A 26,664-nucleotide genomic window follows, 5' to 3' on the forward strand; every position below is an offset into this window, starting at 1 on the left:
GTCACGCATGCAGCAGACGCGCCGCTTCCCGCTGTTCGACCGCGACCGCGCGGCGATGGCCGTCGCGATCCTCGGCGCGCGCGACATAGTCGCCGAGCACGCCTTCGTGCGGCAGCAGGTGCGCGTCGAACGCGATCTTCAGCGTGCTGGCGAGCAGCAGGTCGGCCGCGGTGAAATGATCGCCGACGAGCCAGCGGCTGTGGGCGAGCGTTTGCGCGAGCGCACGCTGCACGCGCGTGATGTTGCCCCAGCCGAAGGCGACGGGATTGCCCGACGCACCGGTGAATTTCTCGGCCATGGCGGGTTCGAGGCAGGTGGGTGTGAAGAACATCCATTGCAGGAAGCGACCGCGCAGCGGATCGTCCGGCGCGATGCCGAGCCCGGCGTCCGGGCAGCGATCGGCGAGATAGAGCAGCACGGCGCCGGATTCGGCGAATGGTTCGCCGCCGTCGTCGAGCGCGGGCAGCTTGGCCATCGGATTGACCTGGACGAACGCGTCGCTGCCCTGTTCGTGCGAATGCAGGTCGATCGGCACGAGCTCGTAGACGGCGCCGATTTCCTCCAGCATCCACAGCGCCCGGAATGCCCGGGTCTTCGGCCAGTAGTAGAGCTTCATCGCGCCTCCGCGTCTCGGTGTGCGTGTCGGGTCGGTGGATGCTCAAGCGTACCCGAGCGGGAGAGGTTCGGACAGGGGCGAAAGGCGGAAGCGGGTAACGAATTTCCCGCAAAGCCCGGTGCTGCCGAAGTTCATGAAATAACTAGTTATTGATTAACTAGTTATGAATTGATGTGTGGGCGCCCGGCCGATGCGGCAGCATCAGTGACGGGGCGCGCGAGCCCGGACGAGGTTCGTCGACCGCGCGCGAAACACGAAAACCGGGTCACCCCGCGCGGGGCGACCGAGGGATTGAATTCAGGCCAGGCGATCGCATTCGGCGAGTCAGGTGCTGCGTGATGCGCAGCGTGCCGGTGCGATCGCGCACGGAGAACAGCAACGAATGGCGAACGACGATCGCACCACGATCATTCCGCGACGCACGCCGGAATCGGCCGCGATGCGCGCGGAGCTCAAGCGGACGATGGCGATCACCGCGCGGCTCAACCGTCTGACCTTCGACGATGCGGACGAAGTCCGGGCATTGTTCGGAGAACTGATCGGCAAGCCGTTGGACGACGGCTTCCTGCTGATCCCGCCGTTCTATGCGACGGGTGGTGCCGATACGCGGATCGGCCGCAACGTGTTCGTCAACCAGAACTGCACGTTCTACGACCTCGGTGGCCTCGACATCGGCGACGACGTGATGATCGGCCCGAACGTCAGTCTCATCACGTCGGGTCATCCGGTCGAGCCGTCCCGCCGACGCGACGCCGTCGTCGCCCGGCCGATCGCGATCGGCCGCAACGTATGGATCGGCGCGGGCGCGACGATCATCGGCGGCGTGACGGTTGGCGAGAACGCGGTCGTCGGCGCGGGTTCCGTCGTGACACGCGACGTTCCGCCGAATACGCTGGTCGGCGGAAACCCGGCGCGGATCATCCGTTCGATTGCCGAATGACGGCGCTTGCGGGTGCGGCCCGCTGCGCAGCGAATGTGGACAACCGGCCGCGCCGTTCACTCGAAATGCTGTGGATTCGACCGGTGAGCGTGCACCCGGAGGTCGAATTTGCAGGGCTTTCCGGCATGTGACGCCGATCGCTGGCAGGGGCAGGAGCCGACGCGTTGTGAATGCGCCGGCGGAAAAAGTTCGCGCCGGGCCGGTTGTGGATATCCCGGCCTCGAAACCACTCGGCATGCTGTGCATTCCACCGGTGAGTGCGACGTCGTGCGACCGGATGCGCGGGGCAGGGTGTGGACAACCGGGCTCCCGACGACGAAAAAAGCTGTGCCCTCGAACGGTGAGTGCCGTCGACCGATTGCGCGTGAGGCTTGCCGGGTGTGGACTTCCGGGCGTCGCGCGAAATCCGGAACGCCGCGCATTCTAACGGCGCGTGCGGATCGGCGATAGCTCCGCACGCGTATCGCGGTGTGGATATCCTGCCGCACGATCCACTCGAAGCGCTGTGTATTTCAATGGTGAGCGTCGCGCCCGGTCGAACCGGGTGTCGGCTTGCGCGCTTGTTCGTGATCGTCGATCGCGGCTTCGAGGGTCGCGCATTCTACCCGCACTCGCGATCGCGCGTTTCATTCGAGTATGTGCCGCGATGTGGATATCCGGTCGCCGAAACCAGTCGACGTGCTGTGTATTTCAGCGGTGAGCGCGGGCGCGTACGGCTCGGCCATGTCGGTGCGAGCCCCGACCGACGGGCCTCGGCGGGGTTGCGGGCACCGCTGTTCACGCCCGAATCGGCGACTGCGTGCGACACCGTGCCGACGCTCACCATTGAAATACACAGCGTTTCGAGTGGTCGTGGGTCGGGCCATCCACACCCGGGGCGGCGTCCTCGCTCGATCGCCATGCATCGCTCACCATCGGAATTCACAGCGTTTCGAGTGGTCGTGGATCGCGCTGTTCACACCGGGATCGGCGCGCTTTTTCGATCGAGGGCCGTCGCTCACCGTCGAATTTCACAGCGTTTCGATTCGTCGCGAGTTGGGCTGTCCACACCTGAATCGGCATATTCGTTCGGTCGCGTGCCGGCGCTCACCATCGAAATTCACAGGGTTTTTAGTGTCTGGCGGCGACGATATCCACACGCGGATCTGCGCCGCGTTCAGTTGCGCGACGGCATGTTCCGGTGAACGCCAAAGCCGCGCCAGTGCTCGCGCAGGGACGCCCATCCGCGCAGAAGCCGGCACCCGACGCGAGCCCGCCGCACCCATGCCTGCATTGCCGTGACGACCGGACCGCCGTTCCCGAGCAACGCGAGTGCGGACAGCGGTGTGGATATCGCACCGCCGAATCGACTCGCAAATCTGTGCATCCGACAGGTGAGAGCGAACGTCGCAGTGGCCGGGCGGGAATCCGGCGGTGTGGATATCTCCCGCCGACATCGACTCGTCGCGCTGTGAATTTCAACGGTGAGCGTCGGCATCCGCTCGAACCGCGGAGCGATCGAGGTGTGGACATCCGGCCTCCGACGCGACTCGAAACCCTGTGCAATCGACCGGTGAGCACGCCCACCCGCTTCGCCCGCAGCCCGCGGTCCCCGGCATTGTGGACATCCCGCATCCGCGACCAATCCGAACGCTGTGCATCCGACGGGTGAGGACGCGCCCGTTCCGCCGCGCGAACCCCTGCCGCGCGGCCCGCGAGCGCCCATCGCCGGGCCCGCGGGCCGCCTCCCGCATGTCCCCGCGTTTTCGACGCAACCGCTTCGTCCACGCCGATGCGCTTCCGGAAGCCGTCCGCCACCCCGCGCGAAAACTCACTCAATTCCCGGCCAAAACCTGCGCAGTTTTTCTCACTCCGGCGTCGCCCGAGCAAGATGAGAAAAAAATTTCTCGCCTTCCCGCGAAAAAATAGAGCCATCCAGTTGCTCCCCGGCCGGCGTCGCCCGACGCCCCGGTGCACGGCATAGAACACACAATCAGGAGACATCCCCATGACCGCCCGACTGCCTGTCGACGGCACGCCCGCTCTGTCCGACTACCGCCTGACCGACAACCTGACCGCCACGCGCGGCCGGATCTTCCTGACCGGCACGCAGGCGCTGGTGCGCCTGTTGCTCATGCAGCGCGCGTCCGACACCGCGCAGGGCCTGAACACGGCCGGCTTCGTCAGCGGCTACCGCGGCTCGCCGCTCGGGATGGTCGACCAGCAGCTGTGGAAGGCGAAGAAACTGCTCGACGGCGGCGGCGTGCGCTTCCTGCCCGCGATCAACGAGGAACTCGGCGGCACGGCCGTGCTCGGCACGCAGCGCGTCGAGGCCGACCCGGAGCGCACCGTCGATGGCGTGTATGCGATGTGGTACGGCAAGGGCCCCGGCGTCGACCGCGCCGGCGACGCACTGAAGCACGGCAACGCATATGGCTCGTCGCCGCACGGCGGCGTGCTGGTGGTGGCGGGCGACGACCACGGCTGCGTGTCGTCGTCGATGCCGCACCAGAGCGACTTCGCGATGATCGCGTGGCACATGCCGGTCGTGAACCCGTCGAACATCGCCGACATGCTCGAGTTCGGCCTGTACGGCTGGGCGCTGTCGCGCTTCTCGGGCGCGTGGGTCGGCTTCAAGGCGATCTCGGAGACCGTCGAGTCGGGCTCGACCGTCGATCTCGACGCGCTGCAGACGCAATGGCCTGCGCCGGCGGGCTTCACGCCGCCGGCGGGCGGCCTGCACAACCGCTGGCCCGACCTGCCGAGCCTGACGATCGAGGCGCGTCTCGCGGCGAAGCTCGCCGCGGTGCGCCATTTCGCGCGCACCAACAGCATCGACAAGTGGATCGCGCCGAGCGCGCACGCGAACGTCGGCATCGTCACGTGCGGCAAGGCGCACCTCGACCTGATGGAAGCGCTGCGCCGGCTCGACCTCACCGTCGCCGACCTGGAAGCAGCCGGCGTGCGGATCTACAAGGTCGGCCTGTCGTATCCGCTCGAGATGACGCGGATCGAAACCTTCGTCGACGGCCTGTCGGAAGTGCTCGTCATCGAAGAGAAGGGCCCGGTGATCGAGCAGCAGATCAAGGACTACCTGTACAACCGCGCGGACGGTGCGCGCCCGCGCGTGCTCGGCAAGCACGATGCCGAAGGCGCGTGCCTGCTGTCCGAGCTCGGCGAACTGCGCCCGTCGCGCATTCTGCCGGTGTTCGCCACGTGGCTCGCGCGCCACAAGCCGGCGCTCGATCGCCGCGAGCGCGTCGTCGATCTCGTCGCGCCGCAGATCCTGTCGAACGAGGCGGACGCGGTGAAGCGCACGCCGTACTTCTGCTCGGGCTGCCCGCACAACACGTCGACGAAGGTGCCGGAAGGCTCGATCGCGCAGGCCGGCATCGGCTGCCACTTCATGGCGTCGTGGATGGAGCGCGACACGACGGGCCTGATCCAGATGGGCGGCGAGGGCGTCGACTGGGCCGCGCACGCGATGTTCACCAACACGAAGCACGTGTTCCAGAACCTCGGCGACGGCACCTACTTCCATTCGGGCATTCTCGCGATCCGCCAGGCGGTCGCTGCGAAAGCGAACATCACGTACAAGATCCTCTACAACGATGCGGTCGCGATGACGGGCGGCCAGCCGGTCGACGGCAGCATCTCGGTGCCGCAGATCGCGCGGCAGGTCGAGGCGGAAGGCGTGTCGCGCTTCGTCGTGGTGTCCGACGAACCGGAGAAGTACGACGGCCATCACGGCCTGTTCCCGAAGGGCACGACGTTCCATCACCGCAGCGAGCTCGACGCGGTGCAGCGCGAGCTGCGCGAGACGCCGGGCGTCACCGTGCTGATCTACGACCAGACCTGCGCGGCCGAGAAGCGCCGCCGCCGCAAGAAGGGCGAGTTCCCCGACCCGGACAAGCGCCTGTTCATCAACGACGCGGTGTGCGAAGGCTGCGGCGACTGCGGCGTGCAGTCGAACTGCCTGTCCGTCGAGCCGCTCGAGACGCCGCTCGGCCGCAAGCGCCGCATCGACCAGTCGTCGTGCAACAAGGACTACTCGTGCGTGAACGGCTTTTGCCCGAGCTTCGTGACGGTCGAAGGCGCGGCGCTGAAGAAGGCCGCGGGCGCGGCGTTCGACGAGGCGGCGCTCGCCGTGCGCGTCGACGCGCTGCCCGTGCCCGCGACGCATCTCGGCGCGGCGCCGTACGACATGCTCGTCACAGGCGTGGGCGGCACGGGCGTCGTGACGGTTGGCGCGCTGATCAGCATGGCCGCGCACCTCGAAGGCAAGAGCGCGTCGGTGCTCGACTTCATGGGCTTCGCGCAGAAGGGCGGCTCGGTGCTGTCGTTCGTGCGGATCGCGTCGAGCGACCGGTGGCTGAACCAGGTGCGCATCGACACGCAGCAGGCCGACGTGCTGCTCGCGTGCGACATGGTCGTCGGCGCGAGCGCCGAGGCGCTGCAGACGGTGCGCCACGAGCGCACGCGGATCGTCGTCAACACGCACCGGATTCCGAACGCGTCGTTCGTGCAGAACCCGGACGCGAACCTGCACGCGGATGCGTTGCTCGAAAAAATGCACCATGCGGCCGGTGAAGGCTACCTGTCGAGCTGCGACGCGCAGGCGCTCGCCGCGAAATTCCTCGGCGATTCGATCGGCGCGAACATCCTGATGCTCGGCTACGCATGGCAGCTCGGCCTCGTGCCGGTGTCGCTCGCCGCGATGATGCGCGCGATCGAGCTGAACAACGTCGCGGTGCCGATGAACAAGCTCGCGTTCGCGATCGGCCGGATGGCGGCCGGCGACGCGGCGGGCCTCGATGCGTTGTGGAACGCGCGTCACGCGGTGGCCGCGGCGGTCGCGCCCGAGACGCTCGCCGAACTGATCGCCGATCGCGAAGCGCGCCTCGACGCATACGGCGGCGCGCGATACGTCGAGCGCTACCGCGCGCTGGTGAGCGCGGCGCGCGCGAAGGGCGACGATGCGCTGACGCGTGCCGTCGCGACGACGTTCTACCGGCTGCTCGCGGTGAAGGACGAATACGAAGTCGCGCGGCTGTATGCGGACGGCGCGTTCCGCACGGCGCTCGAAGCGCAGTTCGAAGGCGTGCCGGGGCAGGACTATCGCGTGAAGTTCAACCTGGCGCCGCCGACGGTCGCGAAGGCCGGGCGCGACGGCAGCGCGCCGAAGAAGCGCGTGTTCGGCCAGTGGATGTGGCCGGTGCTCGGCACGCTCGCGCGCGTGCGCGGCCTGCGCGGCACGTGGCTCGATCCGTTCGGCCGCACCGCCGAGCGCAGGATGGAGCGCGCGCTCGCGGACGACTACGAGACGACGCTCACGCGCGCGCTCGCCGCGACGACCGCCGGCAACGCGGCGCAGGTCGCGGAGCTTGCGGATCTTCACGCCCGCGTGCGCGGCTTCGGTCACGTGAAGGTGCGCAACCTCGCGGGCGTGAAGCGCGCGGAGCGCGAGCTCGCGCTGCAACTCGGCATCGACGCGGCGACGAGCGCGGCCGTGCAGCACGCGCTCGACGAGATGAAGGGCGCGGGAATGCTGAAGGGAATCCCGGTCGTGATCGCGAAGTGACGCGAACACGTGCGGATGTGAAAACGGCGACGCCTGCGCGTCGCCGTTTTTTTATCGGCAAGCCGTGCAATCGCGCCGCGGCGCGGCCGCTCAGATGATCCCTTTCTTGCGCGTCGACAGCGCCGTTTCCGACAGATCGATCTCGCGGATCAGCTTCGTCAGCGTCTCGTCGGAAATCCTGCTTTCGCTGCGCAGCCGGTACAACACCGAACGTTCCGCGCGCACCGCCGCGATCCGCATCTGCAGCTCCATCGTTTCGGTCTGCTTGGCTTCCGCGCGCGGCGTCGGGCCGTCCTCGGCGAGCGCGGCCAGGCGGCGGCGATACTGGTCCATCACGCGCGCGGAGATGTCCGCGCAGCGCGCGGCGCCCGATTCGTCGAGATCGGCCGAGATCGCGTCGTGCGACGAGTCGATCGCGCGGATCGCGGCCTGCGCGGCGGCCGCGCGCGCGGTGCGCTCCTCGTCGGCGAGCGGATTGCGCGTCGAGCGCACGCCGCGCAGCAGCAACGGCAGGCCGATCACCGCGACGACCAGCGAACCGAGGATCACCGCCGACGCGACGAAGATCGCGGTGTCGCGCCCGGGCAGCGGCGCGCCGTCGGACAGCGCGACGGGGATCGACAGCACGCCCGCGAGCGTGACCGCGCCGCGCACGCCGCCGACCGTCATCACCGCGATCGTGCGCACGCCGGCCATCGTGCCCGCGAGGCCGTGGCGGGCGGCGCGGCGGCTCGCGATCCAGCGCAGCAGCCAGACCCACAGGAAGCGGATCGCGTACAGCGCGAGCATCATCGCGCAGACGTTGAAGATCATCCGGCCGACGAGCGCGTCGCTCGTGTGATGCGCATCGACGAGCGCGCGGCCGATGATGTGCGGCAGCTGCAGCCCGAGCATGATGAACACCATGCCGTTGAACACGAACTCGATCATCGCCCACGTGCTCTCGGCGCGCACGCGCGACGCGACCGTGCTTTTGCGGGAGAAGCTCGTGTAGTTCATCATCATCCCGGCCGACACGGCCGCGAGCACGCCCGACAGCTCCAGGTGCTCGGCGAACAGATAGGCGGCGAACGGCACGAGCAGCGTCATCACGATGCCGGGGGCCGGGTCGCCTTCCTGCTCGGCGTTCAGGAAGCGCGTCGACAGCGCGCTGAACACCCACGACACGATCGCGCCCGTCGCGAGCCCGCCGGCGGCGACGATCACGAACGTGATCGACGCATCGCGCAGCGAGAACACGCCGGTGAGCGCGGCCGCGACCGCGAACTTCAGCGCGACCAGGCCGGACGCGTCGTTCATCAGCGCCTCGCCTTCGAGGATGTGCATCAGTTGCGGCGGAATCCGCCCCTTGCCGGCGATGCCCGACAGCGCGACCGCGTCGGTGGGCGACAGCACGGCCGCGAGCGCGAACGCGATCGGCAGCGGCAACTCGGGTATCAGCCAGTGCGCGAAGTAGCCGACTGCGAGTACCGTCATGAACACGAGCCCGAACGCGAGCATCAGGATCGCGCGGCGCTGCAGGTACAGCTCGCGTTTCGGAATCCGCCAGCCGTCCGCGAACAGCAGCGGCGGAATGAACAGCAGCATGAAGATTTCGGGATCGAACGCGACGTGCAGGTTCAGCTTCGGCCATGCGAGCATCGCGCCGAACGCGATCTGCATCAGCGGCAACGGCAATTGCAGTGGCAGGATGCGCGTGACCGCGCCGGACAGCGCGACGGTCAGCAGCAGGATCAGGACTGTGAAGACGATTTCCATCGATACGGCGATTGCGGAGAATGAAACGACCGTACGGAGTTTAGCGTGGCGACGCGACGGGTGCGTTCGAGTGCGCCGGTGCGCATGCACGCGAACGGTGCATCCGGCCTGCGCCACGCTGGTGCGGCGGCGCCGCACGCAGGCGTGGCGCGCGTGTTCGGCCCTTGCACGGACCTTGCTTGATGCTTGCCTACCGTCCGGCACCGGCCGGACAACCGAGGATTCCACCATGACATTGCGCGCGCCGTTTCAAGCACTCGCTGCGTTCGGCTGCATCGCCAGGAGGGCGCCATGACGATCGTGCAACAGGAGCGTCCGGCCACCGCTTCGCCGTATCGTTTCGAGCGGGAGATGAGCTCCGGCCTCGAACGCCTCGCGACGCAGCATCGCGACCTGACGCTCACGACCGTGTTCCAGCCGATCTTCAGCCTGTCGCACCAGCGTGCGGTGGGCTACGAGGCGCTATTGCGGGCCCATGACGCGCTCGACCGGGCGGTGTCGCCGCTCGACGTGTTCGGCGAGGCCGCGCGCCAGGGCGAACTGCTGCAGCTCGACCGGCTCGCGCAGGCGCTGCATCTCGAGAACTTCGCGCTGCTCGGCGCCGAGCGCGAGTGGCTGTTCCTCAACGTGCATCCGGGCGTGCTCACCGACCCGTTCCAGGCCGCCGCGCTGCTCGCGAACCTGAAGCGGATCGGCATGCCGCCGCGCCGCGTCGTGCTCGAAGTGCTCGAGCAGCGCGCGGAGGACATCGAGCGGCTCGCCGAAGCCGTGCGCGAATTCCGCGCGCAGGGTTTCCTGATCGCGCTCGACGATTTCGGCGCCGGCCACTCGAACCTCGAGCGGATCTGGCAGCTGAACCCGGACATCGTGAAACTCGACCGGATCATGCTGTCGCACGCGGCGCACCGCACGGGGCTCACCGCGATCCTGCACGGGCTCGTCACGCTGCTGCACGAGGCCGGCAAGCTCGTGCTCGTCGAGGGGATCGAGACCGAGCACGACGCGCAGATCGCGCTGTCGTGCGAGGCCGATTTCGTGCAGGGCTATTACTTCGGCCGTCCGGCGCCCGGGCTGCCCGACAGCGCGACGGCGACCGGCTGCATCGGCGAGCTGACCGAGCGTTTTCGGCAACAATCCGAAGCGCGCGAGCGGCGCGACGCGCAGCGGCTCGCGCCGTACCTGCGCGCGTTCGAGCGTGCGGCCGAGCGGGTGGCGGCCGGCGAGCCGCTCGACGAGGTGTGCTGGAACTTCCTCGCGCTCGACGCCGCCGCGCGCTGCTTCCTGCTCGATGCGCGGGGCCGCCAGGCGGGCCGCAACGTCGTGCTGCGCGCGGACCGCGCGCTCGCCGAGGCGCGTTTCTCGCCGCTGTCCGATGCGCAGGGGGCGAACTGGTTGCGCCGGCCGTATTTCCGCACGGCGATCGCCGAGCCCGGACGCGTGCAGGTGACGCGCCCGTACTTGTCGATCAACGAGGCGCAGCCCTGCGTGACGCTGTCGGTGGCCGTGCGCATCGGCGATGCGCAGCACGTGCTGTGCGGCGATATCGACTGGTTCGACGACGAAGCGGACGGCGCATAGCGACGGCGTCGCGCTGGCGCCGTTCACGCCGCTCGGCTAGGATGCGCGAATTGTCCTGACGATTCGCGAGCCGCCGATGAACCGAACCGCCGCTTCCTCCGTCCTCCTCGAAGTGATCGCCACCACCGTCGGCGACGCGAAGGCCGCCGCCCGCGCGGGCGCCGACCGCCTCGAACTCGTGACCGCGATCAGCGAAGGCGGGCTGACGCCGAGCGTCGGCCTGATCGAGGCCGTCGTGGCCGCCGTGGCGATTCCGGTGAACGTGATCGTGCGGCCGCACAGCCGCTCGTTCGTCTACGATGCCGACGACCTGCGCGTGATCGAGCGCGACGTGCGCGCGGCCGTTGCGGCCGGTGCGAACGGCGTCGTGTTCGGTGCGCTCGATGCGCGCGGCGACGTCGATCTCGATGCGCTCGCGCGCGTCGCGGCGGCAGCGGACGGACGCGACCTGACGTTCCATCGCGCATTCGACGTATCGCGCGACCTCAACGCCGCGTTCGACGCGCTGCTGCGCGTGCCGGCCGTCACGTCGGTGCTGACTTCGGGCGGCCATCCGTCGGTGCTCGACGCGGTCGCGACGATCACGCGGCTGGTCCGGCAGGCGGCGGGCTCGACCTGCACGGTGCTGGCCGGCTCGGGGCTCACGATCGACGCGGTCGGTGATTTCGTTCGCGCCACCGGCGTGCGCGCGGTGCATTTCGGCTCGGGCGTGCGGCCGCGCGGCGAAGTGCTGGCGCCCGTCGACGAACAGCGCGTCGAGCGCGTGCGCGCGGCGCTCGACGGTGCGGCGGCGCATGTGTGACGGGCGGCGCTGAAAGCCGCGCGCCGACGAGCGGGCGAAAAAAAGCCGGGGCATGCCCCGGCTTTTTCGTCTGCAAGCCAAACGCGCTGCAGTCGCTTACGCGTTCTCCGCCAGCGCGTCGGCCTGGCTCGCGCGGATGCCGAGGCGCTCGAACAGCGCGCGGTCGCGCTGCGTCTGCGGGTTGCTCGTGGTCAGCAGCTGGTCGCCGTAGAACATCGAGTTCGCGCCCGCGAGGAAGCACATCGCCTGCATCGCGTCGTCGAGCTGCTCGCGGCCGGCCGACAGGCGCACGACGGCCTTGGGCATCGTGATGCGCGCCACCGCGATCGTGCGCACGAACTCGAACGGGTCGAGCGGTGCGGTGCCTTCGAGCGGCGTGCCTTCGATCGCGACGAGGTTGTTGATCGGCACCGACTCCGGATACGGATTCAGGTTCGCGAGCTGCGAAATCAGGCCCGCGCGTTCGCGGCGCGATTCGCCCATCCCGATGATGCCGCCGCAACACACGTTGATGCCGGCATCGCGCACGCGGTCGAGCGTGTCGAGACGATCCTGGTACGTGCGCGTCGAGATCACCTGGCCGTAGAACTCCGGCGACGTGTCGAGGTTGTGGTTGTAGTAGTCGAGGCCCGCGTCGGCGAGCTGCTGCGCCTGCTCGTTTTCCAGCATGCCGAGCGTCATGCAGGTCTCGAGGCCCAGTTCCTTCACGCCGCGCACCATCTCGGTCAGCGCCGGCATGTGGCGCTCCTTCGGGTTGCGCCAGGCGGCGCCCATGCAGAAGCGGCTCGCGCCGTTCGCCTTCGCCGCGCGCGCGGCGTCGAGCACCGTGTCGACGTCCATCAGCTTCTCGGCCTTCAGGCCCGTTTCGTGATGCGACGATTGCGAGCAGTAGCCGCAATCTTCCTCGCAGCCGCCCGTCTTGATCGACAGCAGCGTCGACAGCTGCACCGCGTTCGCGTCGAAGTGCTCGCGATGCACCTGCTGCGCGCGGAACATCAGGTCGTTGAACGGCAGCTCGAACAGCGCGACGACGTCGGCGACGCGCCAGCGCTGCGGCGCCGGAGCGGCCACGGGGATCGCGTCGGGTTGCACGGCGGCGGTCTGGGCTTGGGTCATGGTGGTTTTCCTGTCGTGGATGCGGGGATCGTGAGGTCAATGCCGCGCGTGGCGCAGCGTGTCGACGAGCGTGGCGATGTCGAGCATCGCCGCCGCGGATTCGGGGGCGGCCGGCGCCAAGTGCGCGATGCGGCCGAGGAGCGGCGCGCGGTGCTCGCGCGCGAGCCAGTCGCGGATCGTCGCGACGTTCTCGTCGGCGTACGACATGGCCGGGTCGACGTGGTTCGCGACCCAGCCGGCGAGCGTGAGGCCACGCTGGCGAATCGCGTCGGCCGTCAGCAGCGCGTGGTTGATGCAGCCGAGCCGCATGCCGACGACGAGCACGACGGGCAGGCCGAGCGCGACCGCGAGATCGGCCGTGTCCTGCGTGTCGTTCAGCGGCACGCGGAAGCCGCCGACGCCTTCGACGACGACGACGTCCGCGCGCGTCAGCGCTTCGCGGTGGCTCGCGACGATCGTGTCGAGGTCGAGCGTCACGCCTTCCTGCGCGGCGACGATGTGCGGTGCGGCGGGCGCCTTCAGCAGGAACGGCGTGCGCAGTTCGGGCGGCAGCGCGACGTTCGCGGCCGCGTCGAGCTGGTCGGCGTCCTCGTTATGCCAGACACCGTCGCGTTCGTACGCGCCGGCGGCGACGGGCTTCAGCGCGGCCGCGCGCAGCCCGTGCCGCGCGAAGCCGTGCAGCATCGCGGCCGACACGAAGGTCTTGCCGATCTCGGTGTCGGTGCCGGTGACGAAGAGGGAAAGCGGGGCCGTCATGCCGCGGCTTCCTCGGGGGGCAGCGAACGCGCGTGAGCGTCGGGGTGGTCCGCCGCGTCGCTGGCCTCGATCAGCGCGGTTTCGAGCCGTGCGAGATCGTCGAACGAATGCGCGGCCGACAGCGAGATGCGCAGCCGCGACGTGCCGGCGGACACCGTCGGCGGCCGGATCGCGGGCACCCACAGGCCGTGCGCGTCGAGCGAGCGCATCGCCGCGAGCGTCGCGTCGTTGCTGCCGATCACGAGCGGCTGCACGGCCGTGTGCGAGTCGACCGGCTGCCAGCGCGTCATGCGCAGCAGCGCGCGCGTGCGCTCGATCAGCGCGGCGAGGTGCGCGCGTCGCGCATCGCCTTCGTCGCCGCCGATCACCTTCAGGCTCGCCGAGACCGCGTGCGCGACGGCCGGCGGCGCGGCCGTCGTGAAGATGTAGCTGCGCGCGCGCTGGATCATCCATTCGATCACGGTCTCGTGCGCGACGACGAACGCGCCCGCGACGCCGGCGGCCTTGCCGAGCGTGCCGACGTACACCAGGTTCGGCGAGCGCAGCGCGGCGGCCGCGAGCGCGCCGCGGCCTTGCGGGCCGAGCACGCCGAAGCCGTGCGCGTCGTCGACGACGAGCCACGCGCCGTGGCGTTCGGCGAGCGCGACGAGTTCTGCGAGCGGCGCGATGTCGCCGTCCATGCTGAACACGGTGTCGCTGACGATCAGTTTCGTTTCGGCGTCCGATGCATCGAGCAGCGCGGCGAGCGCGGCCATGTCCGCATGCGGGTAGACCTGCACGGTCGCGCGCGACAGCCGGATCCCGTCGATCAGCGACGCGTGGTTCAGCGCGTCCGAGAAGATCGTCGCGTGTTTGCCGGTGAGGGCCGTCATCGCGGCGAGGTTCGCCATGTAGCCGGTGCTGAAGTACAACGCGCGCGGTGCATCGGAGAAGCCGCCCGCGAAGGCGGCGAGTTCGTCCTCGAGCGTCGCGTGCGCGCGCGAATGGCCGCCGAGCAGATGCGAGCCGCCGCTGCCGGAGCCGTAGCGCTGCGCGCCTTCGGCGAACGCGGCGACGAGCGCGGGGTGCGCGGCGAGGCCGAGGTAATCGTTGCTCGCGAAACCGACGATGTCGCGGCCGTCGACGCGCATGTGCGCGTCGCACGCGGTGTCGGCGGTGCGGCGCACGCGTCGCAGGCCCTGCGCGTCGAGTTCGGCGAGGCCGCGCTGCAGCGTGTCGAGCAGGGGCATGGTCGTTTCCCGTGAGGATTGCTTCATCGCGCCACCTCCGCGAGCGTCGCGTCGAGCGTGTCGCGCGTGCGTTGCGCGAGCCACGCGATATCGTCGTCGCTCATCACGTATGGCGGCATCAGGTACACGGTCGTGCCGATCGGGCGCAGCAGCAGCTCGCGTTCCAGCGCGCGTTCGAAGAAGCGCCGCGAGAAGCCGCGTGCCGCGTCGCCGTCGAGCGCGACGTCGAAGGCGAACAGCGTGCCGCGCTCGCGCAGGTGACGCACCTGCGGGTGCGCGTCGAGCGGCGCGAGCGCGGCGCGCATCGCGGCCGACTTGCGCGCGTTGCTCGCGAGCACGTCGTCGCGCGCGAACAGGTCGAGCGTCGCGACCGCCGCGCGGCACGCGAGCGGGTTGCCGGTGTACGAATGCGAATGCAGGAAGCCGCGCGTCGTGTCGTCGTCATAGAAGGCCGCGAACACGTCGTCGCGCGTGAGCACGAGCGACAGCGGCAGGTAGCCGCCGCTGATGCCCTTCGACAGGCACAGGAAATCGGGCCACACGCCGGCCTGCTCGCAGGCGAAGAAGGTGCCGGTGCGGCCGCAGCCGACCGCGATCTCGTCGGCGATCAGGTGCACGCCGAATTCGTCGCACAGCGCGCGCAGGCCGCGCACGTACGACGGATCGTGCATCGCCATGCCGGCCGCGCATTGCACGAGCGGCTCGACGATCAGCGCGGCGATCCGGTCGGCGCGTTCGGCGAACAGGCGCCGCACGTCGTCGAGCGCGCGGCCCGCGACGTCGGCGGCCGTCTCGCCCGGCAGCGCGCCGCGCGCGTCGGGCGACGCGACCACGTGTGCATGGCGGATCAGCGGGTCGTACGCATCCTTGAACAGCGCGACGTCGGTCACGCCGAGCGCGCCGATGGTCTCGCCGTGATAGCTGTTCGCGACGCACACGAATTCGCGCTTGTCCGCGCGGCCGCGGTTGCGCCACGCGTGGAAGCTCATCTTCAGCGCGATCTCGACCGCCGACGCGCCGTCCGACGCGAAGAACGCATGGCCGAGCGTGCGCGCGGTGAGCGCGTGCAGCCGCTCGGCGAGCTCGATCGCCGGCTCGTGCGTGCAGCCGGCGAGCATCGCGTGCTCGAGCGTGTCGAGCTGGTCCTTCAGCGCCGCGTTGATGTCCGGATTCGCATGGCCGAACAGGTTCACCCACCACGAGCTGATCGCGTCGAAGTAGCGGCGCCCGTCGCGGTCGTACAGCCACAGGCCCGCGCCGCGCGCGACGGGAATGAGCGGCAGGCGCTCGTGGTGCTTCATCTGGGTGCAGGGATGCCAGACCGCGCGCAGGCTGCGCGCGACCCAGTCGTCGGTGGCTGGCGTACTCAAGGCAACTCCGGGGGTAAAACGGCGGCGGGCATCGAACGGGATGCCGCGCGGCGACGGACGGAAAACGCGCTGAGATTAGCGTGTTCCGCCGCACGTTGCACTACCGGTTACAAACACCGCAAAGCCTTGCCGGACGGGAGTTCGGCGCAGATGCGGGGTGCTCGGGACGGTACGCGCCAGAAGCCCAGAAATGACCGCAGATGACGACGTTCGAGTGAGACCCCCCGACAGAAAAAAATCGTGGGCAGGCGGATGCCGACGGGCGAAAAATCGGGGCGGGAAGCGCGATGCGACGTGCACGGTCGCCGGCGAATGGCACGCAGACTCCGGCGCGGCCGAGGTTCAGGAAACGCCCGAAAACGACCCCGGACGGCGTTGCGGGCCAGGCGCTCGTCGGCGGCTCATGCAGCCGCGTGAGCGGGCGTGCGAACGCCGCCGCGGGCCGCGGCGCGCGTTCATGAAACGGAGAAGGGAGAAGGGGGAGACGCGGGCAGCGCCCGCCCCGGAGCGCCGCGGCTCGCGCGTCAGCGCGAAGCCAGTGCGCGCGGGTTGGCGCTGCCGTCGTCGGCCGTCTGCGTCGCGTTCGCGTTCCACACGACGCGGTCGTTGACCGCATACAGCCGGCATGCGCCCGCACCCTGCTTCGAGCAGTTGTCGAGCGCGAGCGCCATCGGATCGTCGCCGCCTTCGGCCCACGACCATGCGCCTTCGGCGGACACCGCGAATGCACGGCTCGGATGCTGGTTCAGGAAGCGGCGATAGCCTTCGCGGCCGGCCTCGTCGAGGAACGGCACCGCATCGACCGCATCGATCGACGCATAGCCGGTCGCATTCGGTTCGTGCGGGTTGGCGACCGCGTAGCGCACCGAGGTCGGCAGGTTCAGATCCGCGAGGAACGCATTGACGGCCGGCCACCACACGGGCACGCCGTCGCGATCGACGATCAGCCGGTGCGCGTCGTCCTTGTAGCGGCCGAAATCGATGAACTGCGCCTGCGTGCCGTGCGACACGTACGCGTCGTGCATCTGCGCGACGAGCGCGGGCGTCCATACCGAATCGTTGTCGCCGTACAGCCACAGCGAACGTACGGCCGTATGCGCGCCGTAATGGTCGAACGCATCGACGAGATTGCGCTGCCAGCCGTCGCACAGATCCTGGCGCAGCCCGCCGGAGAAGTTGATGATGCCGCGCACGCCGGGCGCCGCTTCGGTGCCGTACGCGACCGACACGAGGCCGCCGTGCGACGTGCCCGCGACGACGATGCGCGACGCATCGACGTACGACTGGTGCGACATGTAGCGAACCGTCGCGTCGACGTCGGCGGCCTGCGTGAGCCCGTTCTTGCCGACGTTGCAGCCTTCCTGCTGGTACGAGCCGCCCGACCCCGCGAAACCCTGGCGGTTCGGCGCGATCACCGCATAGCCGCGGCGCACGAATTCGCGCGCGAACGCGAGCGGCCGGCTGCGCGGCTGCTGATGGAGGTCACCGGTGTTCTTGCCGTGGTTGAAGACGACGAGCGGGAAGGGGCCGGGGCCGTTCGGCTTGAACAGCGTGGCCTCGAGCATCACGGCGCCCGAGGCATCGGCCGGAATGCTGACGATTTGTTCGTTGAGGTTGGCGGCGACCTGCGGGAGGCCCGAATCGCCGTAATCGAAGCGCTCGGCGTGGGCGAGCGAGCCGCCGGCCGTGGCCGCGCCGGCGTTTGCGCCCGGCAGCGCACCGGCCTGAGCGGCCGACAGCGCACAGGCCGCCATCCATCCCACCAATACCTTGCTGAACGCCATTCGTAAGCCCTGCCATGCAACATGACCAATCTGAGGGCCATCCTAGCCCGACAAATTCAGGTTGTGCAATGCGGGAATTACCCGGCGTCTGACATGGCAACTATTTGTCAGCGTTCACTTACTTCTCCGTCGACATAGCGCCAGAAACCGTGCTCGTCGCGGGTGAACCGGCTCGTCTCGTGGAGCCGGTACGCCCGCCCGCCGACCTTGTAGCGGGCCACGAATTCGACCTCTGCGTGCCGTTCGTCGAGCGGCGCGTAGCGCTTGATCGCGAGGCCGAGCCAGCGCGGCGCGTCGGGCGCATCCGGGTCCGCATCGAGATCGGCCGGGCAGGTGCGCGCGTCCCAGGTCGCGCGCAGGTAGTCGGTCGCGCCGAGCACGTACGCGCTGTACCGCGAGCGCATCAACTCGAGCGCGGTCGGCGCGGCTTCGCCGCCGTCGATGAAGCGGCCGCAGCAGGCCGCATAGCGCGGCGCCGGGGCTTTGCCGGCAGGCGCGGGGGACGCGCCGCCGCACGGGCACGCGTCAGGTCGGTTCAAAATCATGCGAATCGTGAATTAACGACGTCGGGTTGTGACGCCGGCTCACCAGCTGAGCTCGACGCCGTCGTACTGGAAGAAACGGCCGTTGGCCTGCGACACGTCCGCGCCGGCTTCGGCGATCACGCGGCGCATGCCGGTCACACTGGTTTCCGGATCGATCGCGGCCTGCGCGCCGCCCATGTCGGTGCGCACCCAGCCGGGATGGAGCGAGATGCATGCGGCGTGGCGCGTCTGCAGCGACGCGATGCGCAGCACGTCGTTCAGCGCGGCCTTGCTCGCGCGGTACAGCCAGCCGGTCGTGCCGGTCGCCTCGGCGATGCTGCCCATCCGGCTCGAGACGACGGCCAGCACGCCGCGCGCGTCTTCGACGAGCGGCAGCAGGATCGGCAGCAACTGCATCGGCCCGCGCACGTTCGTGTGCATCACCGCGTCGAAATCCTCGGCGCCGATGGTTTCGACGCCTTCGGTGCGCGGCCCGTACACGCCCGACACGAGCACGGCGGCGTCGAGCCGTTCGCCGTCAAGCTTCCAGCCGAGCGCCGCGATCTGTTCGGGTTGCGCGATGTCGAGCGCGTGCGCGTGCGCGCCGAGTTCGCGCAGCGCGGCGAGCGACGCGTCGTCGCGCGCGGTCGCGATCACGTTCCAGCCGTCGCGCCGGTATTGCCGGACGAATTCGCGTCCGAGGCCGCGCGATGCGCCGACGATCAATACGGTTTTCATGTTCGCCGCTCCTTCGCAGTGCACCGCCGTCGCGGCAGTGTCGGTGTCAGATCAGTTCGATGCCCGTCGCGGCCGGGCGCGCGATGCGTCTTCGGCCGCGACGGCGCGGGCGCACGTTACTTCGCGTCGTCGCACGGCTTCAGCGTATCGGCGACCGCCTGCGCGACGTCGTCGAGCCGCGCGGCATCCGCCGCGACCATGTCGTTGTCGGGCGCGTGCTGGCCCCGCGCGGTCAGCGCAGCGACGCAGCGCTTGTAGGTCGCATCGAGCGCGTTGAAGTTCGACACCGACATCCCGAGGTTGCGCATCCGCCCGTCGTGCACGCCGTACACGAGCCCGTGCACCGTGAGCGACTGGCCGCGCGCCCACGCGTCGTTGACGATCGTCGTGCGGCACACGTTGACGACCTGCTCGATCGAGTTCAGCTCGATCAGGCGGCGATAGCGCGCCTCGCCGACCGGCCATTCGTCGAGCAGCGCCGCGTGGCGCTCGCGCACGTCCTGCACGTGATGCAGCCAGTTGTCCGCGAGGCCGACGCGGCGGTTGTGGAGCGCCGCGTTCACGCCCGAGCAGCCGTAGTGGCCGACGACCATGATGTGCTTCACGCGCAGGATGTCGACCGCGAACTGGATCACCGACAGGCAGTTCAGGTCGCTATGGACGACGACGTTCGCGATGTTGCGGTGCACGAACACTTCGCCCGGCGGCAGGCCGATGATCTGGTTCGCGGGCACGCGCGAATCCGAACAGCCGATCCACAGATATTCCGGCGCCTGCTGGTCGGCGAGACGCGCGAAGAAGTCGGGATCGTCGGCGAGCTGGCGCTTGACCCAGGCGTCGTTGTTGTCGAACAGATGTGAAAGCGGATTGTCTTGGGTATTCATCGGTGTGGATTCCGTTGGCGGAAAGCGGGTCGATAACGGGTTCGATTCGATTGGATCCGGTCGCGTGTCACGCGGCGCGCTGCGCGTCGCCTGCGTCGTCACCGGCGTCCGGCGTCGCGTCGAAGCGCGCGGGGTAGCGCACGCTGAAGCGCAGCGACGCGTCGTACGGGAAAAAGTCGGGCAACTCGCCCTGCAGCAGCTTGTCCTTGCTGGCCTGCCACAGCGCGGGCTCGAAAAAGTCCGCGTGATGCTTCATGAAGACCGTCCGCACGCGCGGGTCGCCGAGCAGGAACGGTCCGTAGGTTTCCGGAAAGATGTCGTGCGGGCCGACGGTATACCACGGCTCGCCGGACAGTTCGTCTTCCTCGTTGCGCGGCGGCGGTACGCGCCGCACGTTGCAGTCGGTCAGGTATTCGATCTCGTCGTAGTCGTAGAACACGACGCGGCCGTGACGCGTGACGCCGAAGTTCTTGTACAGCATGTCGCCCGGGAAGATGTTGGCCTTCATCAGCTCCTTCACCGCGTTGCCGTATTCCTTCACGCCGTGCTCGATGTCCGCGTCGGTGCCGTTCTGCAGGTACAGGTTGAGCGGCGTCATCCGGCGCTCGATGTACAGGTGCTTGATCACGAGATTGCCGTCCTCGTATTCGAGCAGCGACGGCACTTCCTTCTCCAGCTCGCGCACCAGCGCATGGTCGAGCCGCGACAGCGGCAGCGCGACGCTCGAATACTCGAGCGTGTCGGCCATCCGCCCGAGACGGTCGTGGCGCTTCACGAGCTGGTACTTCTCCATGATCTGCGCGCGCGTCGTTTCCTTCGGCGGCGGGAAGTGATCCTTGATGATCTTGAACACGTACGGGAACGACGGCAGCGTGAACACGAGCATCACGAGGCCCTTGATCCCGGGCGCGATGATGAAGCGGTCGCTCGAATGCGACAGATGGTGCAGCAGGTCGCGGTAGAAGAGGTTCTTGCCTTGCTTCTGCAGGCCGACCGACGTGTAGATCTCGGCCTTCGGCTTGCCCGGCATGATCGTGCAGAGGAAGTCCACATACGCGGACGGCACGCCCATGTCGACGAGGAAATACGAATGCGAGAAGCTGAAGATGATCTGCAGCAGGTCGCGGCGCAGCAGCACGGTGTCGAGCGCGAGCAGGCCCGGGCGCACGTGGCGGATCGGCACCGCGAACGGCAGCACGCGATCGGCGTTGATGATGCGGCCGACGATGTACGCGCTCTTGTTGCGGAAGAAGAGCGACGACAGCACGTGGATCTGGAAATTCGGCGCGGCGTCGAACTCGCCGAATTCGTCGGTGATCGCCTGCATCACGCAGCCGATGTCGCGCGTGAGATCCTCGAACGGCGGCTCGAGCTGGAAGTTCGTGACGATGCGCTCGAGCGTGGCCGCGAGCCCGTCGGTGCCCGGGTAGTACGCGCGATAGGTCGGCTTCGCGGCCGGCTCGTCGTTCTCGAGGTATTCGGTCGAGATCGCGGGGCGCACGAAAATGAAATCGTTGCTGAAATACGAGCGGTGCAGGATCTTGCAGCACACCGAATTGAAGAACGTCTCCGCGCACTCGGGCTGGCGGTGCGACGTGAGCAGGCCGATGTAGTGCAGCTTGATCTGCTGCCATACTTCGTCGTCGATGTTCTCCGCGTCGTATTCGTCCTCCAGCACCTCGACGCATTCCTGCACGCGATCGTCGTACGACGTGATCCGCTCGCGCGCCAGCCGCTGCAGGCCGTGCCAGTCGCCGCGCTCGAATAGCGTCTTCGCCTCGACGGCGGCTTCCCGGAAGATCCGGTAGTGGCGGTCGAAGTATTCGAGCATCGTCTGTGCGACGTCGAAACCGATCTGCGACGACAGCAGTTTGGGGAAGTGATTCATCGCGTGCAGGCTCGTTCGAGAGGGACTGTAAGCACTCGCCATTTTAGCGCCCAAGTCGGCGTTTCAATGACTTTCGGGGGCCGGCGCCAAGCGCCTTCAATGCGCGGGTTGTGCGCCGTTACATGCCGTTCGGTGCATCTTCGCGTAAAGATACGGGTACGGAATCGATTCTGGCACGAACTTTTTTTGACCGTCCGGCGCCCCGCCGGGCACGCGTTTCGCGCGACGGCGATAGAATCGACGCGATGCCCGCCGCGGCCTGCCGCCCGCGCGCGCGCCCCGCATTCGCACGGGCATTTGCCCTGACAACGACGAGACGCCCCACCGATGAACGCACTGGAACACCAACTCGACTATCCCTTCGCCGACACGCTGCCCGCCGCGGGCGACACGTTCGAGGTCGCGCCCGGCGTGCGCTGGCTGCGCATGCCGCTGCCGTTTTCGCTGGATCACATCAACCTCTGGCTGCTGCGCGACGAGATCGACGGGCAGGCCGGCTGGACGATCGTCGACTGCGGGATCTCGTCGGATGCGATCCGTACGCACTGGGAACGGATTTTCGACACGCATCTCGACGGGCTGCCGGTGCTGCGCGTGCTCGTCACGCATTGCCATCCCGATCACTTCGGCCTCGCGAACTGGCTCTGCGAAGGCGGCGACAAGGGCCGCTGGAACGTGCGGCTGTGGATGACGCTCGGCGAATACATGTTCGGCTGCCTGATGGCGGCCGGCAACGGTTCGAACGCCGGCGGCGCGGCCGCGGCCGATCATTTCGCGCGCCACGGCCTGACCGATCCGGTCGCGCTCGAGAAGCTGCGCAGCCGCCGCAGCTACTACTCGGACCTCGTGCCGGCCGTGCCGCCGCGCTACCGGCGCCTGCGCGAAGGCGACGCGGTGAAGATCGGCGCGCGCACGTGGCGCGTCGTCACCGGCTACGGTCATTCGCCTGAACATTGCGCGCTTCACAGCGAAGCGGACGGCGTGCTGATCTCCGGCGACATGGTGCTGCCGCGCATCTCGACCAACGTGTCCGTGTTCGACCTCGAGCCGGAAGCCAACCCGCTCGCGCTGTACCTGGAATCGCTCGGCCGCTACGAGACGATGGCGCCCGATACGCTCGTGCTGCCGTCGCACGGCAAGCCGTTCCGCGGCGTGCGCACGCGCATCGCGCAACTGCGCGCGCATCACGACGCGCGGCTCGACGAAGTGCGCGTCGCCTGCGCGGAAAAGCCGGCGAGCGCGGCCGACATCGTGCCGATCATGTTCCGCCGCCGCGAGCTCGACATCCACCAGATGACCTTCGCGCTCGGCGAGGCGCTCGCGCACCTGAACCTGCTGTGGCTCGCGGGCGAGCTCGTGCGCGAGCAGGGCGACGACGGCGTGCTGCGTTTCCGTTGCGCGCGCTGAGCGCGCGTCGTCGCCGTCACGCGACGGGTTCGTAACGCCACCCGTCGCGCTGCCATTGCATCGTGTGCGTCGGCGCGAGCGCCGCGAGAAACGCGTCGTCGTGCGACGCGACCACGAGCGCACCGGGGAAGCCGGCCAACGCGGCTTCGATCGCGCGCACCGATTCGAGATCGAGGTGATTGGTCGGCTCGTCGAGCAGCAGCAGCTGCGCGGGCGTGCCGCGCCACAGCGCACACGCGAGCGCGGCCTTCAGCCGTTCGCCGCCGCTCAGGCGGTGCACCGGCTGCGTCGCGCGCGCGGCATCGAGCTGCAGCAGCGCGAGCCGGCTGCGCAGGTCGCCTTCGGCGAGCGGCGTATCGAGGCGTCCCAACTGCTCGACGATCGAGCGTTCGGGATCGAGCAGCGCGAGCCGCTGATCGAGATACGCAGCGCTCACGTGCGTCGTGCATGTCCCGGCGCGCGGCGCGAGTTCGCCGGCGAGCATGCGCAGCAGCGTCGATTTTCCGCAGCCGTTCGGGCCCGTCAGCGCGATGCGCACGGGGCCGCTGGCCGACCACGTGATCGCGTCCGCGCGGCCCGCGGTGCGCCACGGCAATTGCGCGCGCTCGAGCGCGAACAACTGGCGGCGCGCGCTCACCTCGGTGCCCGGCAGCGACACGAGCACCGGCGCGTCGGCTTCGACGCGCGCGGCGGCTTCCTGCACGCGCGCATCGAGCGTCGCCTTGCATTCGCTCTGGTGACGGCGGACCGTCCCCATGATGCTGCGAGCCGCCCCCTTGCGGCTCTGTCGCGCCATCGACGACAGGTTGGCCGTTTTCGCGTCGCGCAGCGAGCCGGCCGCGTGGCGCTGGATCGTGTCGTGTTCCTGTTCGAGCCGGCGCCGCGCGCGCCCGCGCTCGGTGCGCGCATGCTCGAGCGCGGCCTGCGCGGCATCGTGTTGCGCATCGCGTTGCGCGCGATACAGCGCGTAGTTGCCGCCGTATGCGCGCACGCCGTGCGGCGTCAGCTCGACGATGCGTTGCACGTGCGCGAGCAACGCACGGTCGTGACTGACGACGACGACACCGCCGCGCCAGCCGTCCAGCGCGCCGCGCAGCCATGCACGGCCCGGCGCATCGAGGTGGTTGGTCGGTTCGTCGAGCACCAGCAGCCCGGCTTCCGACAGCAACGCGCCGATCAGCGCGACGCGCGCCATCTGGCCGCCGCTCAACGCATGCGCGGGCGTGTCGGCGCGCACGTCGTGCAGGCCGGCCGCGTCGAGCGCCGCGCGCAGCCGCTCGGCCAGGTCCCAGCGATCGCCGATCAGGTCGATGTCGTGCGCCGTCGCGCGCCCGTCCGCGAGGCGCGCGAGGGCCGCGAGCGGCGCGTCGAGCGCGGCGATTTCCGCGACGCTCCGCGTGCCGGCCCGCGCGTCGTCGTGTTGCTGCGCGACGTAGACGACCGGCGTCTGCCGGTCGATCGTGCCCGCGCTCGGCGTGCGCCGGCCCGCGATCAGTTGCGCGAGCAGGCTTTTGCCGACGCCGTTGCGGCCGACGATGCCCGTCGGCGTGCGATCGATGGAAAGGTCGAGCGAATCGAACAGCGTGACGCCGTCGTCGAAGCGGAAAGAAACGTGATGAAGCGCGACGAGCGCGCCGGTCGGCGTGGCAGCAGCCATAAGCACCTCCGAAAATGCGTGAAACCCTTCGCGCGGCGTGCGTGGCACGGCGGCGAAAACATTTTTTGGAAGGCTTAGTTGTTCACTTTGGCTGGCGTCCGGTATGAGGAATAAGCGCGCAGTGTAGCAAGCGCGGCGCGCGGGCCGCAAGCGACGGGCGGGCGTGCCGTCGCTTGCGCGCCACGTGCGGTTACTGCACGGCGACCGCCGCGAAGTTCTGGCGGCCGAACGGGCTGACGTGATAGCCGCTTACGTTCGCGCGCGTGAGCGCGGCCGCGGTCGGGTAGCCGAGCGGAATCCACAGCGCCTGGTCGTGGATGATCTTCTGCGCGGATTCGTACAGCTTCGCGCGCCTGGCCTGATCGGCGGTCGCCTTGCCGTCGGCGATCAGCTTGTCGAGCTGCGCGTCGCAGAAGCGCGCGAAGTTGATGCCCGACTTCACCGCGTTGCAGCTGAACAGCGGCGACAGATAGTTGTCCGGATCGCCGTTGTCGCCGGCCCAGCCCATGAACAGCATGTCGTGCTGGCCGAGCTTCGCCTGCTTGATCAGCTCACCCCATTCGATCACCTTCACCTCGGCCTTCACGCCGATCTTCGCGAGGTCGGCTTGCAGCAGTTCCGCGCCGGCCTTCGGGTTCGGGTTCAGCACGCTGCCTGTCGGGCGCGTCCAGATCGTCGTCGAGAAGCCGTTCGGGAAACCGGCCTGCGCGAGCAACTGCTTCGCCTTCGCGGGATCGTACGCATACGGCGCGACGTCCTTCGCGTAGCTCCACGTGTTCGGCGGATACGGGTTGTTCGCGGCCGTCGCCGTGTTGTCGAACACCACCTTCAGGTAGGTCGCGCGATCGAACGCGAGGTTCAGCGCCTCGCGCACCTTGTTGTTGTCGAGCGGCTTCTTCTGCGTGTTCAGCGCGACGAACGCGGTCATGAACGCGGGCGTCTGCACGACCTTCAGCGCGCTTTCGCCCTTGGCCGCGAGCACGTCCTGCGGCTTCGGCGACAGCGCGATCTGGCATTCGCCGGCCTTCACCTTCTGCATGCGCACCGACGCGTCGGGCGTGATCGCGTAGATCAGCCGGTCGACCTTCGGCTTCGTGCCCCAGTAGGCCGGGTTCACGTCGTAGCGGATCAGCGCGTCCTTCGTGTAGCTCTTCAGCACGAACGGGCCGGTGCCGATCGGCTTCGCGTTCAGGTCGGCCTGCTTGCCGGCCTTCAGCAGCTGGTCCGCGTATTCGGCCGAGTAGATCGACGCGAAGCCCATCGTCAGGATCGGCACGAACGTCGCATTCGGCTCGTTCAGCACGAACTTCACCGTGCTGTCGTCGACCTTCGCGACCGACTTCACGAGCTTCACGAGGCCCATCGACTGCGCGTGCGGGAAGCCGCTCGCGCCGGCGACCTTGTGCCACGGGTTCGCATCGTCGAGCATCCGCGAGAACGTGAACACGACGTCGTCCGCGCTCAGCGGGCGGCCCGGCTTGAAGTAGTCGGTGGTCTGGAACGCGACGTTCGGGCGCAGGTGGAACGTGTACGTGAGGCCGTCGGCGCTCGCTTCCCATTTGTCGGCGAGCGCGGGTACGACCTTCTTCGCGGCTTCGTCGTACGACACGAGCGTGTTGAAGATCACGTCGGCCGATGCGTTGGTCGTGACGAGCGAGTTGTACTGCACGACGTCGAAGCCGTCCGGGCTCGATTCCGTGCAGACGGTGAGCGGCTTGGCGGCGGCGAGGCCGGGAGCGGCGAGGGCGGCGGCGAGCGCGGCCGCGGCGAACAGCTTGACCTGCATAGGTTCTCCCATGTGACTTGTGATTTTTTGCCGGGTGTCGGAATGCGGGCGCGGCCCGACAGCGAGCAGGCCGGCGCGGCTGGCGGATAGCATACCGTCAAAGCGTGCCGCGCGTGAAAAAAGGCGCCGGAACGCGGCGAGTTGAGCGAAAAACGGCTGCGTTCGCGACGGAATGCGTGTTGGGGCGGCGCAGCGGCGGGGGAGGCGAAGGCAGGTGCGGCAGTGAATGGCGGGCGGGCGAGGCGGTTGCGGGGAGACTGCAAATTGAGAC

19 protein-coding genes are annotated in these 26,664 nt (G+C 68.8%); 6 read left to right on the forward strand and 13 right to left on the reverse strand.

Annotated elements, in window-relative coordinates:
* Nucleotide 1: 1 nt before the first annotated feature.
* Complete coding sequence (locus tag WS49_RS01810; RefSeq protein WP_059523931.1) at nt 2-616, reverse strand: glutathione S-transferase family protein; 615 nt, start codon at nt 614-616, stop codon at nt 2-4.
* A gap of 382 nt (nt 617-998) precedes the next feature.
* Between WS49_RS01810 and WS49_RS01815 the strand changes: the two genes are divergently transcribed.
* From WS49_RS01815 to WS49_RS01820, 3 genes are all read left to right on the forward strand, one after another.
* Nucleotides 999-1,556, forward strand: coding sequence for a sugar O-acetyltransferase (locus tag WS49_RS01815; RefSeq protein WP_059523933.1), 558 nt, complete (start codon nt 999-1,001; stop codon nt 1,554-1,556).
* 470 nt (nt 1,557-2,026) lie between these two features.
* On the forward strand, nt 2,027-2,740 hold the full coding sequence (locus WS49_RS34675; RefSeq protein ID WP_156441314.1) for a hypothetical protein: 714 nt from the start codon (nt 2,027-2,029) through the stop codon (nt 2,738-2,740).
* Nucleotides 2,741-3,543: 803 nt separating this feature from the next.
* Nucleotides 3,544-7,116 (forward strand): indolepyruvate ferredoxin oxidoreductase family protein, encoded by a 3,573-nt coding sequence (locus tag WS49_RS01820; protein WP_059523935.1) that lies wholly within the window; start codon nt 3,544-3,546, stop codon nt 7,114-7,116.
* A 90-nt stretch (nt 7,117-7,206) separates the two neighbouring features.
* Here the strand turns inward: WS49_RS01820 and WS49_RS01825 are convergent, their stop codons facing one another.
* Nucleotides 7,207-8,874, reverse strand: a complete 1,668-nt coding sequence (locus WS49_RS01825; protein ID WP_059523937.1) for a Na+/H+ antiporter — start codon at nt 8,872-8,874, stop codon at nt 7,207-7,209.
* Between the two features lie 291 nt (nt 8,875-9,165).
* Between WS49_RS01825 and WS49_RS01830 the strand changes: the two genes are divergently transcribed.
* Complete coding sequence (locus WS49_RS01830) at nt 9,166-10,452, forward strand: sensor domain-containing phosphodiesterase (RefSeq protein ID WP_059523940.1); 1,287 nt, start codon at nt 9,166-9,168, stop codon at nt 10,450-10,452.
* Nucleotides 10,453-10,528: 76 nt separating this feature from the next.
* Nucleotides 10,529-11,254: a copper homeostasis protein CutC gene (locus WS49_RS01835; RefSeq protein WP_059523942.1), complete on the forward strand. Its 726-nt coding sequence runs from the start codon at nt 10,529-10,531 to the stop codon at nt 11,252-11,254.
* Nucleotides 11,255-11,350: 96 nt separating this feature from the next.
* Here WS49_RS01835 and bioB read toward each other — a convergent pair whose 3' ends face one another.
* The 9 genes from bioB to aceK form a co-directional block, all read right to left on the reverse strand.
* Nucleotides 11,351-12,370: a biotin synthase BioB gene (gene bioB, locus WS49_RS01840; RefSeq protein WP_059523944.1), complete on the reverse strand. Its 1,020-nt coding sequence runs from the start codon at nt 12,368-12,370 to the stop codon at nt 11,351-11,353.
* A 36-nt stretch (nt 12,371-12,406) separates the two neighbouring features.
* Nucleotides 12,407-13,126, reverse strand: a complete 720-nt coding sequence (gene bioD / locus WS49_RS01845) for a dethiobiotin synthase (RefSeq protein WP_059523946.1) — start codon at nt 13,124-13,126, stop codon at nt 12,407-12,409.
* Nucleotides 13,123-14,355: an 8-amino-7-oxononanoate synthase gene (bioF, locus tag WS49_RS01850; protein ID WP_059523948.1), complete on the reverse strand. Its 1,233-nt coding sequence runs from the start codon at nt 14,353-14,355 to the stop codon at nt 13,123-13,125. The genes bioD and bioF overlap by 4 nt, the downstream gene beginning before the upstream one ends.
* A 23-nt stretch (nt 14,356-14,378) precedes the next feature.
* Nucleotides 14,379-15,725, reverse strand: coding sequence for an adenosylmethionine--8-amino-7-oxononanoate transaminase (bioA, locus tag WS49_RS01855; protein ID WP_059523950.1), 1,347 nt, complete (start codon nt 15,723-15,725; stop codon nt 14,379-14,381).
* 524 nt (nt 15,726-16,249) lie between these two features.
* Nucleotides 16,250-17,509, reverse strand: coding sequence for a dienelactone hydrolase family protein (locus WS49_RS01860; protein WP_059523952.1), 1,260 nt, complete (start codon nt 17,507-17,509; stop codon nt 16,250-16,252).
* Nucleotides 17,510-17,616: 107 nt separating this feature from the next.
* On the reverse strand, nt 17,617-18,054 hold the full coding sequence (locus tag WS49_RS01865) for a YchJ family protein (RefSeq protein WP_059523953.1): 438 nt from the start codon (nt 18,052-18,054) through the stop codon (nt 17,617-17,619).
* Nucleotides 18,055-18,093: 39 nt separating this feature from the next.
* A complete protein-coding gene (locus WS49_RS01870; RefSeq protein WP_059524034.1) occupies nt 18,094-18,771 on the reverse strand; it encodes an SDR family oxidoreductase in 678 nt (225 codons plus the stop codon).
* A 116-nt stretch (nt 18,772-18,887) separates the two neighbouring features.
* On the reverse strand, nt 18,888-19,655 hold the full coding sequence (can, locus tag WS49_RS01875; protein WP_059524036.1) for a carbonate dehydratase: 768 nt from the start codon (nt 19,653-19,655) through the stop codon (nt 18,888-18,890).
* Between the two features lie 67 nt (nt 19,656-19,722).
* Entirely contained in the window at nt 19,723-21,543 is a 1,821-nt protein-coding gene (gene aceK, locus WS49_RS01880; protein WP_059523956.1) for a bifunctional isocitrate dehydrogenase kinase/phosphatase, read from the reverse strand.
* Nucleotides 21,544-21,870: 327 nt separating this feature from the next.
* On the opposite strand from aceK, the gene WS49_RS01885 reads away from it, so the two are divergent.
* A complete protein-coding gene (locus WS49_RS01885; RefSeq protein WP_059523958.1) occupies nt 21,871-22,950 on the forward strand; it encodes an MBL fold metallo-hydrolase in 1,080 nt (359 codons plus the stop codon).
* A gap of 16 nt (nt 22,951-22,966) precedes the next feature.
* Here WS49_RS01885 and WS49_RS01890 read toward each other — a convergent pair whose 3' ends face one another.
* Nucleotides 22,967-24,607, reverse strand: a complete 1,641-nt coding sequence (locus WS49_RS01890; protein ID WP_059523960.1) for an ABC-F family ATP-binding cassette domain-containing protein — start codon at nt 24,605-24,607, stop codon at nt 22,967-22,969.
* Between the two features lie 190 nt (nt 24,608-24,797).
* The gene (locus tag WS49_RS01895) at nt 24,798-26,393 is read right to left on the reverse strand and encodes an ABC transporter substrate-binding protein (RefSeq protein WP_059523962.1); all 1,596 of its coding nucleotides are present in this window, start codon (nt 26,391-26,393) and stop codon (nt 24,798-24,800) included.
* Nucleotides 26,394-26,664: the final 271 nt, after the last annotated feature.

The organism is Burkholderia sp. RF7-non_BP4 (genome assembly GCF_001521935.1).
In the GTDB taxonomy this organism is placed as follows: Bacteria; Pseudomonadota; Gammaproteobacteria; order Burkholderiales; family Burkholderiaceae; genus Burkholderia; species Burkholderia diffusa.

What these genes read in the sequence shown, in the direction of transcription:
- bioF (WP_059523948.1), bottom strand. Translation starts at nt 14,355, where the DNA reads ATGCCCCTGCTCGACACGCTGCAGCGCGGCCTCGCCGAACTCGACGCG.
- WS49_RS01825 (WP_059523937.1), bottom strand. Translation starts at nt 8,874, where the DNA reads ATGGAAATCGTCTTCACAGTCCTGATCCTGCTGCTGACCGTCGCGCTG.
- WS49_RS01815 (WP_059523933.1), top strand. Translation starts at nt 999, where the DNA reads ATGGCGAACGACGATCGCACCACGATCATTCCGCGACGCACGCCGGAA.
- WS49_RS01895 (WP_059523962.1), bottom strand. Translation starts at nt 26,393, where the DNA reads ATGCAGGTCAAGCTGTTCGCCGCGGCCGCGCTCGCCGCCGCCCTCGCC.
- bioB (WP_059523944.1), bottom strand. Translation starts at nt 12,370, where the DNA reads ATGACCCAAGCCCAGACCGCCGCCGTGCAACCCGACGCGATCCCCGTG.
- WS49_RS01865 (WP_059523953.1), bottom strand. Translation starts at nt 18,054, where the DNA reads ATGATTTTGAACCGACCTGACGCGTGCCCGTGCGGCGGCGCGTCCCCC.
- WS49_RS01885 (WP_059523958.1), top strand. Translation starts at nt 21,871, where the DNA reads ATGAACGCACTGGAACACCAACTCGACTATCCCTTCGCCGACACGCTG.
- aceK (WP_059523956.1), bottom strand. Translation starts at nt 21,543, where the DNA reads ATGAATCACTTCCCCAAACTGCTGTCGTCGCAGATCGGTTTCGACGTC.
- WS49_RS01835 (WP_059523942.1), top strand. Translation starts at nt 10,529, where the DNA reads ATGAACCGAACCGCCGCTTCCTCCGTCCTCCTCGAAGTGATCGCCACC.
- WS49_RS01810 (WP_059523931.1), bottom strand. Translation starts at nt 616, where the DNA reads ATGAAGCTCTACTACTGGCCGAAGACCCGGGCATTCCGGGCGCTGTGG.
- WS49_RS01830 (WP_059523940.1), top strand. Translation starts at nt 9,166, where the DNA reads ATGACGATCGTGCAACAGGAGCGTCCGGCCACCGCTTCGCCGTATCGT.
- WS49_RS01870 (WP_059524034.1), bottom strand. Translation starts at nt 18,771, where the DNA reads ATGAAAACCGTATTGATCGTCGGCGCATCGCGCGGCCTCGGACGCGAA.
- WS49_RS01820 (WP_059523935.1), top strand. Translation starts at nt 3,544, where the DNA reads ATGACCGCCCGACTGCCTGTCGACGGCACGCCCGCTCTGTCCGACTAC.
- WS49_RS01860 (WP_059523952.1), bottom strand. Translation starts at nt 17,509, where the DNA reads ATGGCGTTCAGCAAGGTATTGGTGGGATGGATGGCGGCCTGTGCGCTG.
- can (WP_059524036.1), bottom strand. Translation starts at nt 19,655, where the DNA reads ATGAATACCCAAGACAATCCGCTTTCACATCTGTTCGACAACAACGAC.
- bioD (WP_059523946.1), bottom strand. Translation starts at nt 13,126, where the DNA reads ATGACGGCCCCGCTTTCCCTCTTCGTCACCGGCACCGACACCGAGATC.
- WS49_RS01890 (WP_059523960.1), bottom strand. Translation starts at nt 24,607, where the DNA reads ATGGCTGCTGCCACGCCGACCGGCGCGCTCGTCGCGCTTCATCACGTT.